Genomic DNA, 16310 nt, shown 5'->3' on the forward strand with positions numbered 1-16310 from the left:
TAGGTTTGCAACATCTTATTGAAATACCGGCTTGCCCAACCAAGTGCGATAAAAAGAAGCTGCTAATGATAACGTGATTTATTATCATCTTTTTACCTTAAGCTCACACGACCCCATAAGTCACCACATGCGCTATTTTTCTATGATTGCTTTTACACTGATGGTTTCCTGTATTCTTCCCGCTCGGGCACAGCCCAGTATTCCGGTAATAAGTGAGCAGGCACAACGCCATTTCGAGATTCAGCAGTTTGATATGCAAAGCGGTAAGCAGCATGCCTATCGTCTTTTCGTTGCCATACCACGTCAGGCAGTGCCCCAGGCGGGTTATCCCGTTCTCTATATGTTGGACGGCAATGCGCAGTTCCCTTTTGCCGTAAACAGCTATAAAGAAGAAAATGGCCCTGCGCCGTTGATCGTCGCCATCGGTTATCAGATAACCCAGGCCTACGATGTTCCGGCCAGAACCCGGGACTATACGCCACCGACGACAATCCGCGAGCCCGATTTTGCGGCAGGCGGGGAAGCTGAAGATTTTTATCAGTTCCTGCAAAACCAGGTGAAACCCTGGGCCGAAGCGCGTTATCCGGTTAATACCCAAAAACAAACGCTCGCCGGGCACTCCTTTGGGGGATTGTTTACACTTTATACGCTGTTTAATCACAGCGAATCTTTCCAGCGCTATGTCGCGGCCAGCCCGTCCATCTGGTGGGGTAACGGCGTGGTTATACCGGCAAGAACACCATTGCTGAGTACACCGCCACTGTCCATCACGCTGAGTGCCGGTGAATATGAAGATGCGCCAGAAAAGGTTAACGCAGGACAGCCCATTGACGCCGAGCGAGAAGAACGGAAAAACCGGAGAAAATTGGTAATGAAAGCGAAAACCTTGGCCGCGCAATTAAAAGCACAAGGAACCAATGCAGAATTCATTCTGTTCCCTGGCAAGAATCACGGTAGCGTCATCCCTGATGCGATGGGAAAGGCAGTGGTGATTGCAGGACAATAATGCGCGCAATCAATGGCTGATCAACACGGAAAAACGCCGAAACGCGCTATGTTGAGAAGCCATGTTCTGTCAGGACGCCGCATAGAACATTGCAGCAACGACCCGAAGCCTCCCCCCATAAAAAATCCCGGCCAATTAAGCCGGGATTTTTTATCCGTTACCTGAAAGCAACCATCACTGCTGAGCTTCACGTTCGGCAATGAACGCCAGCGCTTTATCAATACGCGCCAGAGAACGCTGTTGGCCTACCGCTTGCACGGTCACATCAACGCCAGGAGACTGCCCCGCGCCCGTAACGGCGACGCGAAGCGGCATCCCGACTTTCCCCATCCCTTGTCCCAGCTCATCGGCCGTTCCCTGAATGGCATGATGAATATTCTCTGCCGTCCAGTCAGTGATAGCGGCTAGCTTCGCTCGTACCAGCTCCAGCGGCTGACGAGCGACGGGACGCAAATGTTTCTTCGCGGCGTCGGCATCAAACTGATCAAAATCTTCATAGAAATAACGGCAAGAAGCAGCAATTTCTTTCAGCGTCTTACAACGCTCTCCCAATAGCGTCACCAGTTCGCTCAATTGCGGGCCATTGCGGGTATCAATACCAGCCTGCTCAACGTGCCATGATAAATGCGTCGCCACATATTCCGCAGGCAAATGGTTAATATAGTAGTGATTCAACCACTGAAGTTTTTCCGTATTAAAGGCGCTGGCTGATTTGCTGACAGCATCCAGTGAAAACAGCGCTTTCATTTCTTCAATGGAGAAAATCTCCTGATCGCCGGAGGACCACCCCAAACGGACCAGATAGTTAAGCAAGGCCTCTGGCAGGTAACCATCATCACGATACTGCATTACACCGACCGCACCGTGGCGTTTGGACAGCTTCTTGCCATCGTCCCCCAGGATCATGGAAACATGCGCATATTCCGGGACTGGCGCGCCCAATGCTTTCAAGATATTAATTTGGCGCGGCGTATTATTGATATGGTCTTCACCACGGATCACGTGCGTGATTTCCATATCCCAGTCATCAATCACCACACAGAAGTTATAGGTCGGCGAGCCATCGGTACGGCGAATGATCAAGTCATCCAGTTCCTGATTGCTGAACTCAATCGGCCCACGGATACGGTCATTAAAAATAACGGAACCGTCCTGTGGGTTACGGAAACGAACGACATGCGGCTCATCGTCAGTATGGTGTTCGTGAGAATCGCGGCAGTGGCCGTCATAACGCGGTTTTTCACCGTTTTCCATCTGCTGTTCACGCAGCGCTTCCAGACGCTCTTTAGAGCAGTAGCATTTATAAGCCGTATCGTTTTCCAGCATCTGGTCGATAACTGCGTTATAACGATCGAAACGTTTGGTTTGGTAGTACGGACCTTCATCCCAATCCAGGTTCAGCCAGTTCATACCATCCATAATGGCCTCGATCGCTTCCTGTGTGGAACGTTCCAGGTCAGTATCTTCAATACGCAGAACAAACTCACCGCCCTGATGACGGGCAAACAACCAGGAATAAAGTGCGGTACGGGCACCACCGACATGCAGATAGCCAGTTGGGCTGGGTGCGAAACGGGTTTTGATTTTCATTTGGGATTAAAGCCTTATTACGCAACGGCTGTCGGCGTATACCGACATGAGTTCAAATACAAAAGTGGGCAACATTCTATCATTCTGCCCCGATTCCTCAACGCTGTAACTCGTCACACCGGCGTTTATTACCGCCGAAATCTATCGATTACCCGCAGAATTGAATAAAGAAGCGACATCCGCGGCCAGAAATAACGCGCCCTGACTAATTTTACAACGAACAACCATTTTAGATTTAAAAAGCGTTGACTCACTTTCAACTATCCCTATAATGCGACTCCACACAGCGAGGGTGATTAGCTCAGCTGGGAGAGCACCTCCCTTACAAGGAGGGGGTCGGCGGTTCGATCCCGTCATCACCCACCAATCGATTAGAGTGCTGCGTTGTGTAAAGCAAGAAGATTTGAGATTGGGTGATTAGCTCAGCTGGGAGAGCACCTCCCTTACAAGGAGGGGGTCGGCGGTTCGATCCCGTCATCACCCACCAATCTCATACCAGCTGCCTTCTTGTTGAATGGAGTACAGAAGTGGGTGATTAGCTCAGCTGGGAGAGCACCTCCCTTACAAGGAGGGGTTCGGCGGTTCGATCCCGTCATCACCCACCACTTCTGCGGGTCGTTAGCTCAGTTGGTAGAGCAGTTGACTTTTAATCAATTGGTCGCAGGTTCGAATCCTGCACGACCCACCAATTCCCCCAGAGTTTCATCCTCCTGAAGTCATTCCACCTTGTTTAACCCATATCGCGAATCCATGCCTTTTCTGTTCCTCATCATGCTTTAAAAACGCTTTACCTATTATTTTATCGCGGCGCCTATCATTTACTGATGTAAAAAACGCCCTTACCGGGCGTTTTTTATAGCGGAAGCATTACCGCACAATCATTAAATTTCCCAATCATGGTTATAACGTTTGGGTTTGAACTGAATGACATCCCCTTTTTGCAAACCATGCAGGCTCAAATCGTCTTTTGCCACTTCCGCTTCTATCAGCTCCTGCTCATCGCCCAGTTTCAATGACAGACGAGTCAACGCGCCAAGCGGGCGAATATCCCGCACCACAACGGGCTGGTATCCCTCCTGAGCCTGCGTGGACAAAGCGACTTCATGCGGCCGGAACAGAATGGTTTCATCGGTCTGCGCGATCTTCAGTCGGTTGCTGTCTCCCAGGAAGTGATAAACGAACTCACTTGCAGGCCGATTATAGACTTCATCCGGGGAACCAATCTGCTCAATGACACCTTTGTTCATCAGTACAATACGATCGGCAACTTCCATTGCCTCTTCCTGATCGTGCGTTACGAATACCGATGTCAGATTGATGTTTTCATGTAACTGGGATAACCAACGGCGCAACTCTTTACGGACTTTGGCATCCAGCGCGCCAAAAGGCTCATCCAACAACAGAATACTGGGTTCGACAATCAACGCACGAGCCAGCGCAATGCGCTGGCGCTGTCCGCCAGAAAGCTGTTCAGGATAACGATCCGCCAGCCAGTCCAACTGGACCAGATTCAGTAATTCATGCACTTTTTGTTCAATTTCACGCTTTGAGGGACGAATGCTTTTCGGTTTCATTCGCAACCCAAACGCCACGTTGTCAAACACGGACATATGTCGGAACAGCGCATAATGCTGAAAAACAAAACCGACATTACGCTTACGGACATCGTGAACGGAGACATCTTCGCCATGAAAAATGATGCTGCCGCTGTCCGGTTGTTCCAGACCCGCGATAATACGCAACAACGTGGTTTTGCCACATCCGGACGGCCCCAGAAGCGCCACCAGTTCGCCGCTCTGAATGGCCAGATTGATTTCGTTCAGTGCCTGAAACTGACCAAATTGTTTATTAATATTGCGGATCTCAATGCTCATTTTTGGTCAGCTCCTGTTGTTTCTGTATTTGCTTCGTCAACCTGCTTTCGCTCCACTGGCGCAGCAACAGAACCACCAGCGACATCACCAGCAGTAGAATTGCGACGCTGAAAGCAGCGACGATGTTATATTCGTTATAAAGAATCTCGATATGCAGCGGCAGCGTATTAGTCAGCCCGCGTATATGGCCGGAAATAACGGATACCGCACCAAATTCCCCCATTGCTCTGGCTGTACAGAGCACGACACCGTAAATAAGCGCCCACTTCACATTCGGCAGCGTAATGTGCCAGAACATCTGCCAACCATTGGCGCCCAGCAATCTCGCGGCCTCTTCCTCCTGAGACCCTTGTTGCTCCATCAGCGGGATCAGCTCGCGCGCGACATAGGGCAGCGTGACAAAAATGGTCGCCAGCACAATGCCCGGAACCGCATAAACAATTTCCAGATTATGAGCCGTCAGGAAGGGATAGAGCTTGCTTTGAGCACCAAACAACAGCACATAAACCAGCCCGGCTACTACGGGTGAAACGGAAAATGGCAGGTCAATCAGCGCCAGCAGCAGACTCTTGCCACGAAATTCAAATTTGGTTATACACCATGCCGTTGTCAACCCGAAAACCACGTTCAGCGGTACGGAAATCGCCGTTGCCAGTAAGGTCAGTTTCAGTGCCGAAACGGCATCAGGCTCAGAGATTGCATCCCAGAATGCCCCAATGCCTTTATCCAGACCTTGAGTCACCACCATCAGCAAAGGCAACACCAAAATCAGGAAAAACACAATCCACGCCAGCGACACCAATATGTAATACGCGGCCGATTGTTTTTTGGCTTTCTGCACACGGGATTGAGAGGAAATAACCTGTTCCATGACGATCTTGCCTTACAGTTTCGGTTGAATACGACGCTGCAATAAATTAATCAGCAGCAGCATAATGAAAGAAACCAGCAGCATAAATACGCCAATCCCGGTTGCCCCTTTATAGTCATACTGATCGAGTTTAGAGACGATCAGCAGCGGCAAAATTTCCGTTTTAAACGGAATGTTGCCGGCGATAAATACCACAGATCCGTATTCCCCAACGCCGCGCGCAAAAGCCAGCGCAAAGCCGGTCAACCATGCAGGCAACAATGTAGGAACCAGAACGTGGCGAAACACCTGCAATGGACGAGCGCCAAGACACGCCGCCGCTTCTTCAATTTCTTTCGGAATATCCGCCAGAACGGGTTGCAGCGTTCGGACCACAAAAGGCAGCGTGACGAAAATCAACGCCAGCGTAATCCCGATGCTGGTATAGGCAATTTTAAAGGGAAACAGCGAACCAATCAGACCATTTGGCGCATACAGCGCCGTCAGGGCGATCCCGGCGACTGCCGTCGGCAGCGCAAACGGCATGTCGATCATCGCATCAATGATTTTACGTCCCGGGAACGTATAACGAACCAAGACCCATGCCAGCAGCGTACCTAAAACACCATTAATAAAGGCAGCCGCCAGCGCAGTACCAAAGGAGAGTTGCAGGGAGAAAAGCACCTGGCGGCTGGTAATCAATTCCCAGAACTGTACCAGCGTCAATTGACTGGCATAAAGAAACATACCGGCCAATGGAATAAGGACAATCAATCCTAAATAACTCAGGCTAAAGCCCAAAGTTAATCCAAAACCGGGGATCACCGAGGAAGAACGCTGCGACATACTGTGCCTTTAATTGTCATGCTCAAAGATCCTGGCCAATTAAATAATTGCCGACGAACTAAGGCCGCTATTTCCCTTATCTTTCAACATGAAACCATATCGGCCTTTTTCACGTTGAAATCCATCAGGAATAAATAGCGGCCTGCATATATCAGAAAATCATAGGTTACTTATTGATTTCTTGGAAAATTTTATCGAACACGCCACCATCATTAAAAAAGGTTTCCTGTGCGGCTGCCCACCCGCCGAAATCTTTATCAATCGTCACCAGTTCCACCGACGCGAACTGATCTTTAAATTCTTCAGCAATCTTGGCGTTACGCGGACGATAGAAGTTTTTACCAATGATGCGCTGTGCTTCATCGCTATAAAGGTATTGCAAATAGGCCTCCGCCTGTTTCTGCGTTCCCTTGCGCTCAACCACTTTGTCTACCACGGCAACCGGCGGTTCTGCCAGAATTGACAAGGATGGCGTGATAATCTCGAGTTGATCGCCGCCCTGCTCTTGCAGAGAAAGATACGCTTCGTTTTCCCATGCCAGCAGAACGTCACCTAACTGGCGCTGTACAAAGCTGATCGTTGAGCCGCGGGCCCCCGTATCCAGAACGGGCGCATGACGATACAGTTCTGTGACAAACTTCAGCGCCGTTTCATCATTGCCGCCGGGCTGCGCTTTGGCATAAGCCCAGGCTGCCAGGAAATTCCAGCGCGCTCCGCCAGACGTTTTCGGGTTTGGCGTAATGACCTCCACGCCCGGCTTAACCAGATCGCCCCAGTCTTTAATTTGTTTCGGATTACCTTTTCTCACCAGAAATACAATGGTGGAGGTATAAGGCGTACTGTTATCCGGCAAGCGGGCCTGCCATTTAGGATCGATGATCTGCTGATTCAGATTGAGTGCATCAATATCGCCGGCCAGCGCCAGCGTGACGACATCAGCCTGCAAACCGTCGATAACAGAACGCGCCTGCTTGCCTGAACCGCCGTGTGAATTCTTGATGGAGATATCCTCACCCGTTGTTGCTTTCCAGTGCTTGATAAAAGCAGCGTTGTATTGCTGATACAGCTCGCGAGTGGGATCGTAAGAAACATTCAATAATTCCGTCGCCGCAGAGGCGACGCCAGAAAATAAGAGCGCTGCCGTAGCAACAGATAGCCCCAGACGACGTATTGACATTATTATCACTCCCCAAAATTTGAAAGTATTTATCGACCTGTCCGATTTATTCGTTGCGACTGCAAAGACATATCGAATCAGGTGAATATAAAAATAACGACGCATGCTACTGATTTACGTGCTGAACCAACACGGCTATCAGACTGACAACATGGAAGTGACAATAGAGGATATGGGAAAGTGGCAAAAATACTGTTTCGCGATAATTTATGCTATCACGTTATATTGTTCATGGTTATGTAATGGTTTTCAATCTAAGTGAATATCCGTACAGGAATAACGCCATGCTTCCTCTTTAAAGATCGAAGCTGACGCATCCCCCGATTGTGCGTACCTAGTCTTCTTCGTCGAGCTGTAGGGCGACATACAGCAGCAGGCGATCGTCGAAATTCCCCAGATCCAGTCCGGTGAGTTCGGAAATGCGATTAAGGCGATACTCCAGCGTATTCCTGTGAATAAACAGCGATTTAGCTGTCGCACCCGGTTGAACATTGTTGCGAAACCAGGCTCCCAGCGTCCGGCGTAACAGTCCATTGCCATCCATTGCTTTCAGTTTGCCCAAAGGACGCACCAGTTCGTTTGCCTGCCAACCACCGCGCAAACTATCCAGTAATACCGGCAGCATCAGATCCTGGTAGTAATAACAACGCTGTGACGGCATACGCTGCTTGCCGACGCTCATGGTGGTTCGGGCGGTCCGATAAGAGCGGGCAATGCTGCCGGGGCCGGAAAAGTAATTCCCCAATGCCAGACGAACCCGAAAACGGCTGCTTTCCGCCATGCGGGAGAGCAGATTGTCGACCCGGCGACGATGTTCTTCCGCATCCCAGCGACCGTGACAGTTCAACGCGGGCTTCAGTACCACCATTTCTGTCAGCGACACAATGGCAATCAGGTTGTCGCGCTCTGGCGTCGTCAGCAACGTTTGCAACTGTTGCAGTTCCTCCATTGCGCTATCTACGCCGAGTTGTCCGCTATCGACTTCCACAACCGCCACCACTCTCGGCTTATTCAGATCGATCCCTAACCGCTGCGCCCATTCCATCAGCGCAGGAGATAATTCATCGGTACGAATCAGGTTCAAAACCAGCTCTTCGCGCAAACGGCTATCCTGCGCCAACATATGCAGCAGCCTCGCCTGCTCCAGCATCATTTCAGCCGTCATACAAACCAGCTCACCATACTGCCGCAGCTGGCCGGGATTTCCGGTCAGACCGATGACCCCCACAATTTCGCCATCAATTCGCAACGGCAGATTGATGCCGGGGCGGACGCCATGCAAATGACGGGCGACCGCATCATCGATGTCGACAACCCGTCCCTGAGACAGCGCCAGCAATGCTCCCTCGTGCAATTCACCCAATCGTTCCTGATCGCCACTGCCAATGATTTTGCCGCGGGCATCCATCACATTGATATTACTATCAATAATCTGCATGGTTCGTGCAACAATATCCTGAGCCATCCTGGCATTAAGATGATATGACGCCATTTCTACCTCTGCGGGAAACACTGACAATTGCACCAGCATAACGTCACTTGTTACCTCGCACATTGTGCAAATTAACAAAGAATGGTGGATTCGTTTAAAACTGTGGAAGAACTCACAGAATACGGGCAAGAGAATGGAATAGCCGGGCACAAACGCACCCGGCATTAGAGAGAAATTACTGAGTTAACAGATAGATATCGCTATCGCCACGCCGAATATTCAACGCCAGAACCGCCGGTTTACTGTCCAGAATCTTACGCAACTCGCCAATGTTCTGCACGGGTTGCTGATTGACGCCAAAAATGATGTCGTCCTTTTTCAGGCCGATTTTCGCCGCGGCCGTTCCCGCTTTGACATTATCAACCTTGACGCCTTTCCGACCATCCAATTCAGTATTACTTAATTCGGCGCCTTCAATACCTGAATAGAGGTTACCTGACGATACCTGACTCTGATTGCTTTGTTGCAGCGTCACATCGACCGTCAACGGTTTGCCGTCGCGCAATAATCCCAGCGAGACCTTGCTGCCGACCGGCAATGAACCGACCTGGGCACGCAGCGCAGAGAAACTGCTGATGGCTTTTCCGTTCAACGTTACGATCACATCGCCTGCCTTTATACCCGCTTCAGCCGCCGCAGACTTCGGTTGAACCTGGCTGACAAAGGCGCCGCGCTGAGCATCCACTTTCATGGCCTGAGCCAGTTCGGAATTCAATTCCGTTCCGGTAATCCCCAGTTCGCCCCGTTTCACTTCACCAAATTCTACTATCTGTCCGACCAGACTTTTCACCATATTGCTGGGGATCGCAAAACCGATCCCGATATTACCGCCGTCCGGCGCCAGAATCGCCGTATTCAGGCCGATCAATTCACCGTTGAGATTTACCAGCGCGCCACCGGAATTCCCCCGGTTGATAGCCGCATCGGTCTGAATAAAGTTTTCATAGTTCTCAATATTCAGCCCGCTCCGTCCCAGAGCGGAAACAATGCCGGACGTTGCCGTTTCCCCCAATCCATAAGGGTTACCGATCGCCACGGTATAATCCCCGACGCGTAACTGATCCGAGTCAGCCAATTTGATGGCGGTCAGGTTTTTAAAATCGTTCAACTGCACCAGCGCAATATCCGAACGCGGATCTCTGCCGATGATCTTGGCATCATATTTACGGCCATCGCTGAGTCTGATCTGAATTTTATCTGCGTTTTCCACGACATGGCTATTGGTCACCACATAGCCTTTTTCCGCATTGATCACGACTCCGGCACCTAACACCTGGAAATTCTGCTGTCTGGAGGGTTGTCCATCATCACCGTCTCCCTGGCACATCGGTGATGTCTGAAACGGGGAACCTTCCTGACAGAATGGTGAATTCTCTCCGAAGAAAGGTTGAAGCTGCTGAGGGATCTTCTCTTTATCGACATTAGTATGTCCTTCCACATAAATACTCACGACGGAAGGCATCACTTTTTCCAGCATGGGAGCCAGACTGGGAAGCTGTCCGCTGGAAGACGAGGACGAAACTGACTCTGCCGCATTAGCAGCGATAGGCCCCATTGCCATCGCCAGGCTTAAGGTCAGCGCGCTTAGAACCAATGATTTTCTTTTCATAAGGGATATATCTCATATTAATCAACACGCAAGTCTTACGGCCTTTTATATCCGGTCGCAGTCAAAAAGCAGGAAAGCGGCAAACGGATGCCGCCGATACACTACCGCCTGAAAGACAGCGGATACATGCAGTGGTCGTGCTGTATGAGATAAATATGGACTAACAAAGTTCATCAGGAGAAGAAGATGAAGCGTAAGAAAATATTGAACCTCTTTACAAAAGTGCTTATTCCGCCGCCATCAATCTCCGATACTCATCATAAGCATATAAATCGGTCATACCGCTGATATAGTCCTGAATCAAACGGGCACGATAGTAGTACTCGCGAATCTCTTGTTCTTTGGCAGACAATCCTGCAAGTTTCTCCACGGCTTCACGGTAAGCCAGGCAGTGTTTGCTGGATAATTTATGGTACAGCCGGGTTTCGATGGGGTAACGCTTGTGGTGATCTTCTTTGACGAGTTGGCTGAAATCCTGATATGACATCTCAAGCAGCGGACTATAAATATCCAATAGTCCACGGATCACCCGATATCCCTGTAACTCCAGTTGTTCCACTTCGTAGTGATTAAAAACGTGTTTCAGCGCAACATTTTTGAATATTTTCAACAGCCGGTTTTGCGGGCTGCCATCTTCCAGCAGGGCATGATTAAACGATCCGGCATAGATTGCCGGCAAATTATCGATAAACCGCTGTGAAGCATGCGGCACCATTTTGGCCACGGTATTCACCCGAAGGTTCATAAAAAATTGATCGTTCACACTGCGCCACGGCTGACGCTCGCGCCCCTCGTACGCCCGGCCCACCGTTTTGGCAAACAGATCCCCGGTTCGCACTTCGCCCCAGGCGTCACGCAGACGATCGTGGAGTTGCTCAATAGTGAGAATATCTTTTTCTACCGCGTCTTCTAAATCGGCAATGCAGTAAGAGATATCGTCCGCAGCCTCCATAATGTAGGTCAGCGGATAACGGTGAAATTCCCCCATGGACAATTCGTCACGCAACCGGGAAACAAACGCTTCCTCCGCCAGATAATACCCCGGTTTTTTCATCAGATAGTTGTATTCAGCGGGGATTTTATCGCACCAGTAAGCGGGACGGGTATATTTCAATATGCAGCCAACCTGACCGTAGGTCAGATTCAGTTTAAGTAAGGTATGCACCATGCGAATAGCCTGCGCATTGCCTTCAAAATGACTGAGATCCTGCCGAATTCTGCCGCGTAATTCATTCAACCCGTCATCCTGCATACGCAAGAAATCGACTCGGCACCGATCTTCATGAGTCGCGTCTTCATCAAGAGAGGTAATGTCCATTAACTGGCAGAACCAGTTATTAATTGCGGATTCACCAAAATGTCCAAAAGGCGGGTTGCCGATGTCATGCATCAGACACGCCATTTCCACCATACTTTCAAACGGGGTTTGCATGTTTTCCAATCCCAGCGCTTTAAGTCGGTTGGTTTCTTTCAGGCGATGAAGAATCTCTTTGGCAATGTAACGCCCTACCTGTTGAACCTCCATGGAGTGCGTCAGGCGCGAACGCACGGCGGCATTGCGCTCCAGCGGGAAAACCTGCGTTTTTTGCTGTAGACGGCGGATGGCGGCCGAATTGACGATACGCCCACGATCGCTTTCAAACTGACGAATGACGGCATATTCATCCTCAGCAATAATCTCGGCACTGAAAGGTCGCTGAAAGCTTATCTTCTTCGCAAAATCGATATCAGACATACGATTCTCCATGTAACGTCAGTTCACACGCTCCATTTACCCTTGCCAGCCATGATAGACTAGCTTGACGTCATACTCGTGCTATTTATAACAAATTTTGTGGGGATCTTTATGAAAGTCGGCATTATCGGCGCTATGGAACAAGAAGTGATTCTTTTACGCGATCGCATCGAAAACCGTCAGACCTTGCAGCGCGCCGGATGTGAAATCTACCGTGGGCAGTTAAACGGTGTCGATGTCGCATTACTGAAGTCCGGTATCGGCAAAGTCTCCGCCGCGCTGGGCACCACATTGTTGCTGGAGCATTGCCAGCCGGACGTGGTGATTAATACCGGTTCCGCAGGCGGACTCGCGTCTACGCTGAAAGTTGGCGACATTGTGGTTTCCGATGAAGTTCGCTATCACGATGCCGACGTTACCGCGTTTGGCTACGAGCCGGGTCAAATGGCGGGTTGCCCTGCGGCGTTCATCGCCGACGAACGTTTGATTATGCTGGCTCAGGATGCCATCGCCAGTCTGCAACTCAATGCGGTACGCGGTCTGATCGTCAGCGGTGACGCCTTTATCAACGGCGCCGCGCCGCTGGCGCGTATCCGTCACACCTTCCCTCAGGCTATCGCCGTAGAAATGGAAGCTACCGCCGTGGCGCATGTTTGCCACCAGTTTGGCGTGCCTTTTGTTATCGTGCGTGCCATTTCCGACGTTGCCGATCAGGAATCGCACTTGAGTTTCGATGCGTTCCTGGCCGTGGCCGCCGAACAATCTACCCGTATGGTCGAAACCATGTTGCAAACGTTGGCTAAGCGCTAATGTTGCTGAAGCAATGGATGCTCCGCCTGCTGGGTGTCCTGTTTTTTTCACTGTTGGCGGCGGCACACGCCGCGCCTCAACGTGTGATCAGTCTGGCGCCTCATGCCACGGAGATCGCTTATGCGGCAGGAATGGGGGAACAATTGGTTGCGGTCAGCACCTGGTCGGACTATCCACCCGAAGCGAAAAAACTGGAGCAGGTGGCGTCCTGGCAGGGAATCAATCTGGAACGGATCCTTGCGCTCAAGCCCGATCTCATTTTGGCCTGGCGTGAAGGTAACCCGCAAAGGCCGCTGGAGCAGTTGGTCAATTTTGGTATCCCCATCGTTTACCTTGACCCTAAAACGCTGGAAGATATTCCTGCCGCGCTGCAACAGTTGGCAACATACAGTCGCCACCCGGAGGTGGCGGAAAAAACCGCCGCCGGGCTTCGTCAGCAAATCACAGACTTGCGGCAGCGCTACGCCAGCAGGACACCCACGGGTGAAACGCGTCCACCGCTGCGCGTTTTTATGCAGTTTGGTTCCCAGCCGCTTTTTACTTCAGCGAAAGACACGCTGCAAAGTCAGGTGGTGTCACTGTGTGGCGCACAGAATATTTTTAACGACAGCCCGGTGCCCTGGCCGCAGGTCAGTCGGGAGCAGGTATTGATGCGCTCGCCGCAGGTCATTATCATCAGTGGTTCAGCATCGGCGATTGCCAATACGCAAGCCTTCTGGAAACCCCAACTCAGCGTCCCGGTTATTGCGGTTAATGAAGATTGGTTTAATCGTAGCGGGCCCCGTTTATTTCTGGCGGCGCAGCAAATTTGTCAGCAATTATCCGCTTTGCCAAAAATAGGGTAATGTTGTGCCTATAGCCTGAGCAAAATGGTGGAAACAAACTAAACCACCCGGCGAAAACGCCAAAAGCAGGGCAAAAACGAATAGCACTACTTTGAACCGTAGTCGGTTCTTTTTTAACACCAGGTAATTTGAAAATGAAAAAGGCATTGCTCTACGCAGGCTTGCTTCTGGCAGTCTGCGGTCCTGCTTATGCAGGAAATAATAGTGGGCAAATTAACGCCCGGCTAACCATTCTGCCTTCATGTGGCGTTGAGTTGCAGGACGACCAGTATCAGATGCAATGTAATGTGGCTTCCGTGCCCCAGCCCAGAATAACCGAGTCACGCATACCGTCTGAACGGATAACAACATCGGCGGCGGTTACAGCAAACAATGTGGAAATACATCTGATCACGGTTGAATGGTAAGTCCCCTGCTCTCCCGCATGACCCTACCCACCGATAACCAATATGTGCTTCAAGCTCTACCGCTATAGTTTGCCCTACCTGTCGCTGATAAAAATGTCCATTCATATGTAAAAAACCCGTGTACCTATTCAGGCCACACGGGTTTTATTTTTATCCGTTGAAGGTTTTATCAAATACTGAAAGAAGAACCGCAGCCGCAGGTTGTCTTGGCGTTCGGGTTAGTGACAACAAAACGCGACCCTTCCAACCCTTCAGTGTAGTCAACCGAACCACCCACCAGATATTGCAGGCTCATCGGGTCTACCACCAGCGCAACGCCCTGCTTTTCAATGGTCATGTCGCCTTCGTTGATTTGATCATCAAAGGTAAAACCGTATTGGAAGCCGCTACAACCGCCACCAGTAATATAAACCCGAAGTTTCAGCTCAGGATTTTCTTCATCAGCAATCAGGTTTTTCACTTTGTTTGCTGCCGCATCGGTAAATTGCAGTGGCAATGCTATATCGTCGCTCATCTCTTTTACTCCCAACTCAGGGTCGTCATACACACCCAATCATACGCTTATTATCCAGCAGTAGGCTAAAACGTTCAAGATTTGACATCTTTTGTTCAATTAATCGTCACCGCCTGACATTCACCAACGATATCCGTACAAAGATTTCATAACGGCGGTCAGTTTATTAGAATGGCCCTACTTTCCATGCTAAACGCAACGTCAGGACCCACTTAATGAACAAATCTGAAAGTCTGTATGCCGCGGCACAGCAACTCATTCCGGGCGGCGTCAACTCGCCGGTACGTGCATTTAACGGCGTCGGCGGCGTTCCTCTGTTTATCGAACGGGCAGACGGCGCCTATCTTTATGACGTCGATGGTAAATCCTATATCGATTATGTGGGCTCCTGGGGGCCAATGGTGCTGGGGCATAACCATCCTGCCATTCGTCAGGCGGTGATTGCCGCGGCAGAACGGGGATTGAGTTTTGGCGCACCGACGGAGATGGAAGTCCAGATGGCGCGACTGGTGACCTCGCTGGTGCCGACTATGGATATGGTGCGCATGGTCAACTCCGGGACAGAAGCGACTATGAGCGCGATCCGGCTGGCGCGCGGTTTTACCGGACGCGATAAAATCATCAAATTCGAAGGCTGCTATCACGGCCACGCCGACTGTCTGCTGGTGAAAGCCGGTTCCGGTGCCCTGACGCTGGGCCAGCCGAATTCACCCGGCGTTCCCGCAGATTTTGCCCGCCACACGCTGACCTGCACCTACAACGACCTGGCCTCGGTGCGTTCCGCCTTTGAGCAATACCCAGAGGAGATTGCCACCGTTATTGTCGAACCCGTCGCCGGTAATATGAACTGCGTGCCGCCGCTGCCGGAATTCCTGCCGGGGCTGCGCGCGCTGTGCGACGAATTCGGCGCTTTATTGATCATTGATGAAGTGATGACCGGATTTCGCGTTGCGCTGGCGGGCGCGCAGGCTCACTACGGCGTGGTGCCTGATTTGACCTGTCTGGGAAAAATCATCGGCGGCGGCATGCCGGTCGGCGCATTCGGCGGCAAACGCGAAGTGATGCAGGCGCTGGCGCCGACCGGGCCGGTTTATCAGGCGGGAACGCTCTCCGGTAACCCGATTGCGATGGCGGCCGGGTTTGCCTGCCTGACGGAAGTGGCCAAACCCGGTGTCCATCAGAAACTGACTGAACTGACGCAACGGCTTGCAACAGGTCTTCTGTCCGCCGCCAAAGCGGAAAATATTCCACTGGTTATCAATCAGGCGGGCGGCATGTTCGGTCTGTTCTTTACCGATGCAGAAAACGTGACCAGTTATCAGGATGTGATGCAGTGTGATGTGGAACGCTTTAAGCGATTCTTCCATATGATGCTGGATGAAGGCGTCTATCTGGCGCCGTCCGCCTTCGAAGCGGGTTTTATGTCTCTTGCTCATAGCCACCAGGATATTGATCGCACTATCGAAGCAGCGCAGTTCTGCTTTGCCCGGTTGTAAAGCGGCCTGAGTTTTACCCTGTTTTCCAACGGCGTCATCTCTCTGGCGCCGTCTATTAG

General features: G+C 50.9%; 14 protein-coding genes and 4 tRNA genes. 9 read left to right on the plus strand and 9 right to left on the minus strand.

Annotated elements, in window-relative coordinates; genetic code table 11:
* The first annotated feature begins 142 nt into the window (after nucleotides 1-142).
* Complete coding sequence (locus tag B4923_RS18360; protein ID WP_245929663.1) at nucleotides 143-1006, plus strand: alpha/beta hydrolase; 864 nt, start codon at nucleotides 143-145, stop codon at nucleotides 1004-1006.
* Between the two features lie 174 nt (nucleotides 1007-1180).
* Here the strand turns inward: B4923_RS18360 and gltX are convergent, their stop codons facing one another.
* Nucleotides 1181-2596, minus strand: a complete 1416-nt coding sequence (gene gltX / locus B4923_RS18365) for a glutamate--tRNA ligase (protein ID WP_109055813.1) — start codon at nucleotides 2594-2596, stop codon at nucleotides 1181-1183.
* A 290-nt stretch (nucleotides 2597-2886) separates the two neighbouring features.
* On the opposite strand from gltX, the gene B4923_RS18370 reads away from it, so the two are divergent.
* The 4 genes from B4923_RS18370 to B4923_RS18385 all read left to right on the plus strand — a co-directional run bounded on the left by B4923_RS18370 (nucleotide 2887) and on the right by B4923_RS18385 (nucleotide 3284).
* A tRNA-Val gene (locus B4923_RS18370) sits at nucleotides 2887-2962 on the plus strand.
* A gap of 45 nt (nucleotides 2963-3007) precedes the next feature.
* Nucleotides 3008-3083 (plus strand) — tRNA-Val (locus B4923_RS18375).
* Nucleotides 3084-3125: 42 nt separating this feature from the next.
* A tRNA-Val gene (locus B4923_RS18380) sits at nucleotides 3126-3201 on the plus strand.
* A gap of 7 nt (nucleotides 3202-3208) precedes the next feature.
* Nucleotides 3209-3284, plus strand: a tRNA-Lys gene (locus B4923_RS18385).
* 193 nt (nucleotides 3285-3477) lie between these two features.
* Here the strand turns inward: B4923_RS18385 and B4923_RS18390 are convergent.
* The 7 genes from B4923_RS18390 to dgt form a co-directional block, all read right to left on the minus strand.
* Complete coding sequence (locus B4923_RS18390) at nucleotides 3478-4470, minus strand: sulfate/molybdate ABC transporter ATP-binding protein (RefSeq protein WP_109055814.1); 993 nt, start codon at nucleotides 4468-4470, stop codon at nucleotides 3478-3480.
* On the minus strand, nucleotides 4460-5341 hold the full coding sequence (gene cysW, locus B4923_RS18395) for a sulfate ABC transporter permease subunit CysW (RefSeq protein WP_109055815.1): 882 nt from the start codon (nucleotides 5339-5341) through the stop codon (nucleotides 4460-4462). The genes B4923_RS18390 and cysW overlap by 11 nt, the downstream gene beginning before the upstream one ends.
* 12 nt (nucleotides 5342-5353) lie before the next feature.
* The gene (gene cysT, locus B4923_RS18400; protein WP_109055816.1) at nucleotides 5354-6166 is read right to left on the minus strand and encodes a sulfate ABC transporter permease subunit CysT; all 813 of its coding nucleotides are present in this window, start codon (nucleotides 6164-6166) and stop codon (nucleotides 5354-5356) included.
* A gap of 166 nt (nucleotides 6167-6332) precedes the next feature.
* Nucleotides 6333-7343 (minus strand): sulfate ABC transporter substrate-binding protein, encoded by a 1011-nt coding sequence (locus tag B4923_RS18405; RefSeq protein WP_109055817.1) that lies wholly within the window; start codon nucleotides 7341-7343, stop codon nucleotides 6333-6335.
* Between the two features lie 334 nt (nucleotides 7344-7677).
* Nucleotides 7678-8835: a CdaR family transcriptional regulator gene (locus B4923_RS18410; RefSeq protein ID WP_109055862.1), complete on the minus strand. Its 1158-nt coding sequence runs from the start codon at nucleotides 8833-8835 to the stop codon at nucleotides 7678-7680.
* A 175-nt stretch (nucleotides 8836-9010) separates the two neighbouring features.
* Nucleotides 9011-10444, minus strand: coding sequence for a serine endoprotease DegP (degP, locus tag B4923_RS18415; protein WP_109055818.1), 1434 nt, complete (start codon nucleotides 10442-10444; stop codon nucleotides 9011-9013).
* A 226-nt stretch (nucleotides 10445-10670) separates the two neighbouring features.
* Nucleotides 10671-12179 carry a dGTPase gene (gene dgt, locus B4923_RS18420; protein ID WP_109055819.1) on the minus strand — a complete coding sequence of 503 codons (1509 nt, stop codon included), beginning with the start codon at nucleotides 12177-12179 and terminating at the stop codon, nucleotides 10671-10673.
* Nucleotides 12180-12290: 111 nt separating this feature from the next.
* On the opposite strand from dgt, the gene mtnN reads away from it, so the two are divergent.
* The 3 genes from mtnN (at nucleotide 12291) to B4923_RS18435 (ending at nucleotide 14241) form a co-directional block, all read left to right on the plus strand.
* Nucleotides 12291-12989, plus strand: a complete 699-nt coding sequence (gene mtnN / locus B4923_RS18425; RefSeq protein ID WP_109055820.1) for a 5'-methylthioadenosine/S-adenosylhomocysteine nucleosidase — start codon at nucleotides 12291-12293, stop codon at nucleotides 12987-12989.
* A complete protein-coding gene (btuF, locus tag B4923_RS18430; protein WP_211313974.1) occupies nucleotides 12989-13834 on the plus strand; it encodes a vitamin B12 ABC transporter substrate-binding protein BtuF in 846 nt (281 codons plus the stop codon). Before mtnN ends, btuF begins: the two co-directional genes overlap by 1 nt.
* Before the next feature lie 134 nt (nucleotides 13835-13968).
* Nucleotides 13969-14241, plus strand: coding sequence for a hypothetical protein (locus B4923_RS18435; protein WP_109055821.1), 273 nt, complete (start codon nucleotides 13969-13971; stop codon nucleotides 14239-14241).
* A 169-nt stretch (nucleotides 14242-14410) separates the two neighbouring features.
* Here the strand turns inward: B4923_RS18435 and erpA are convergent, their stop codons facing one another.
* The gene (erpA, locus tag B4923_RS18440) at nucleotides 14411-14755 is read right to left on the minus strand and encodes an iron-sulfur cluster insertion protein ErpA (protein WP_109055822.1); all 345 of its coding nucleotides are present in this window, start codon (nucleotides 14753-14755) and stop codon (nucleotides 14411-14413) included.
* A gap of 215 nt (nucleotides 14756-14970) precedes the next feature.
* On the opposite strand from erpA, the gene hemL reads away from it, so the two are divergent.
* Entirely contained in the window at nucleotides 14971-16251 is a 1281-nt protein-coding gene (hemL, locus tag B4923_RS18445) for a glutamate-1-semialdehyde 2,1-aminomutase (protein WP_109055823.1), read from the plus strand.
* The last annotated feature ends 59 nt before the right edge of the window (nucleotides 16252-16310 follow it).

The sequence above is a fragment of the Brenneria roseae subsp. americana genome (assembly GCF_003115815.1).
Classification (GTDB): Bacteria; Pseudomonadota; Gammaproteobacteria; order Enterobacterales; family Enterobacteriaceae; genus Brenneria; species Brenneria roseae.

Excerpts from the sequence above, each read along its gene's own strand:
- B4923_RS18360 (WP_245929663.1), top strand. The coding sequence starts at position 143 with ATGATTGCTTTTACACTGATGGTTTCCTGTATTCTTCCCGCTCGGGCA.
- gltX (WP_109055813.1), bottom strand. The coding sequence starts at position 2,596 with ATGAAAATCAAAACCCGTTTCGCACCCAGCCCAACTGGCTATCTGCAT.
- B4923_RS18390 (WP_109055814.1), bottom strand. The coding sequence starts at position 4,470 with ATGAGCATTGAGATCCGCAATATTAATAAACAATTTGGTCAGTTTCAG.
- cysW (WP_109055815.1), bottom strand. The coding sequence starts at position 5,341 with ATGGAACAGGTTATTTCCTCTCAATCCCGTGTGCAGAAAGCCAAAAAA.
- cysT (WP_109055816.1), bottom strand. The coding sequence starts at position 6,166 with ATGTCGCAGCGTTCTTCCTCGGTGATCCCCGGTTTTGGATTAACTTTG.
- B4923_RS18405 (WP_109055817.1), bottom strand. The coding sequence starts at position 7,343 with ATGTCAATACGTCGTCTGGGGCTATCTGTTGCTACGGCAGCGCTCTTA.
- B4923_RS18410 (WP_109055862.1), bottom strand. The coding sequence starts at position 8,835 with ATGGCGTCATATCATCTTAATGCCAGGATGGCTCAGGATATTGTTGCA.
- degP (WP_109055818.1), bottom strand. The coding sequence starts at position 10,444 with ATGAAAAGAAAATCATTGGTTCTAAGCGCGCTGACCTTAAGCCTGGCG.
- dgt (WP_109055819.1), bottom strand. The coding sequence starts at position 12,179 with ATGTCTGATATCGATTTTGCGAAGAAGATAAGCTTTCAGCGACCTTTC.
- mtnN (WP_109055820.1), top strand. The coding sequence starts at position 12,291 with ATGAAAGTCGGCATTATCGGCGCTATGGAACAAGAAGTGATTCTTTTA.
- btuF (WP_211313974.1), top strand. The coding sequence starts at position 12,989 with ATGTTGCTGAAGCAATGGATGCTCCGCCTGCTGGGTGTCCTGTTTTTT.
- B4923_RS18435 (WP_109055821.1), top strand. The coding sequence starts at position 13,969 with ATGAAAAAGGCATTGCTCTACGCAGGCTTGCTTCTGGCAGTCTGCGGT.
- erpA (WP_109055822.1), bottom strand. The coding sequence starts at position 14,755 with ATGAGCGACGATATAGCATTGCCACTGCAATTTACCGATGCGGCAGCA.
- hemL (WP_109055823.1), top strand. The coding sequence starts at position 14,971 with ATGAACAAATCTGAAAGTCTGTATGCCGCGGCACAGCAACTCATTCCG.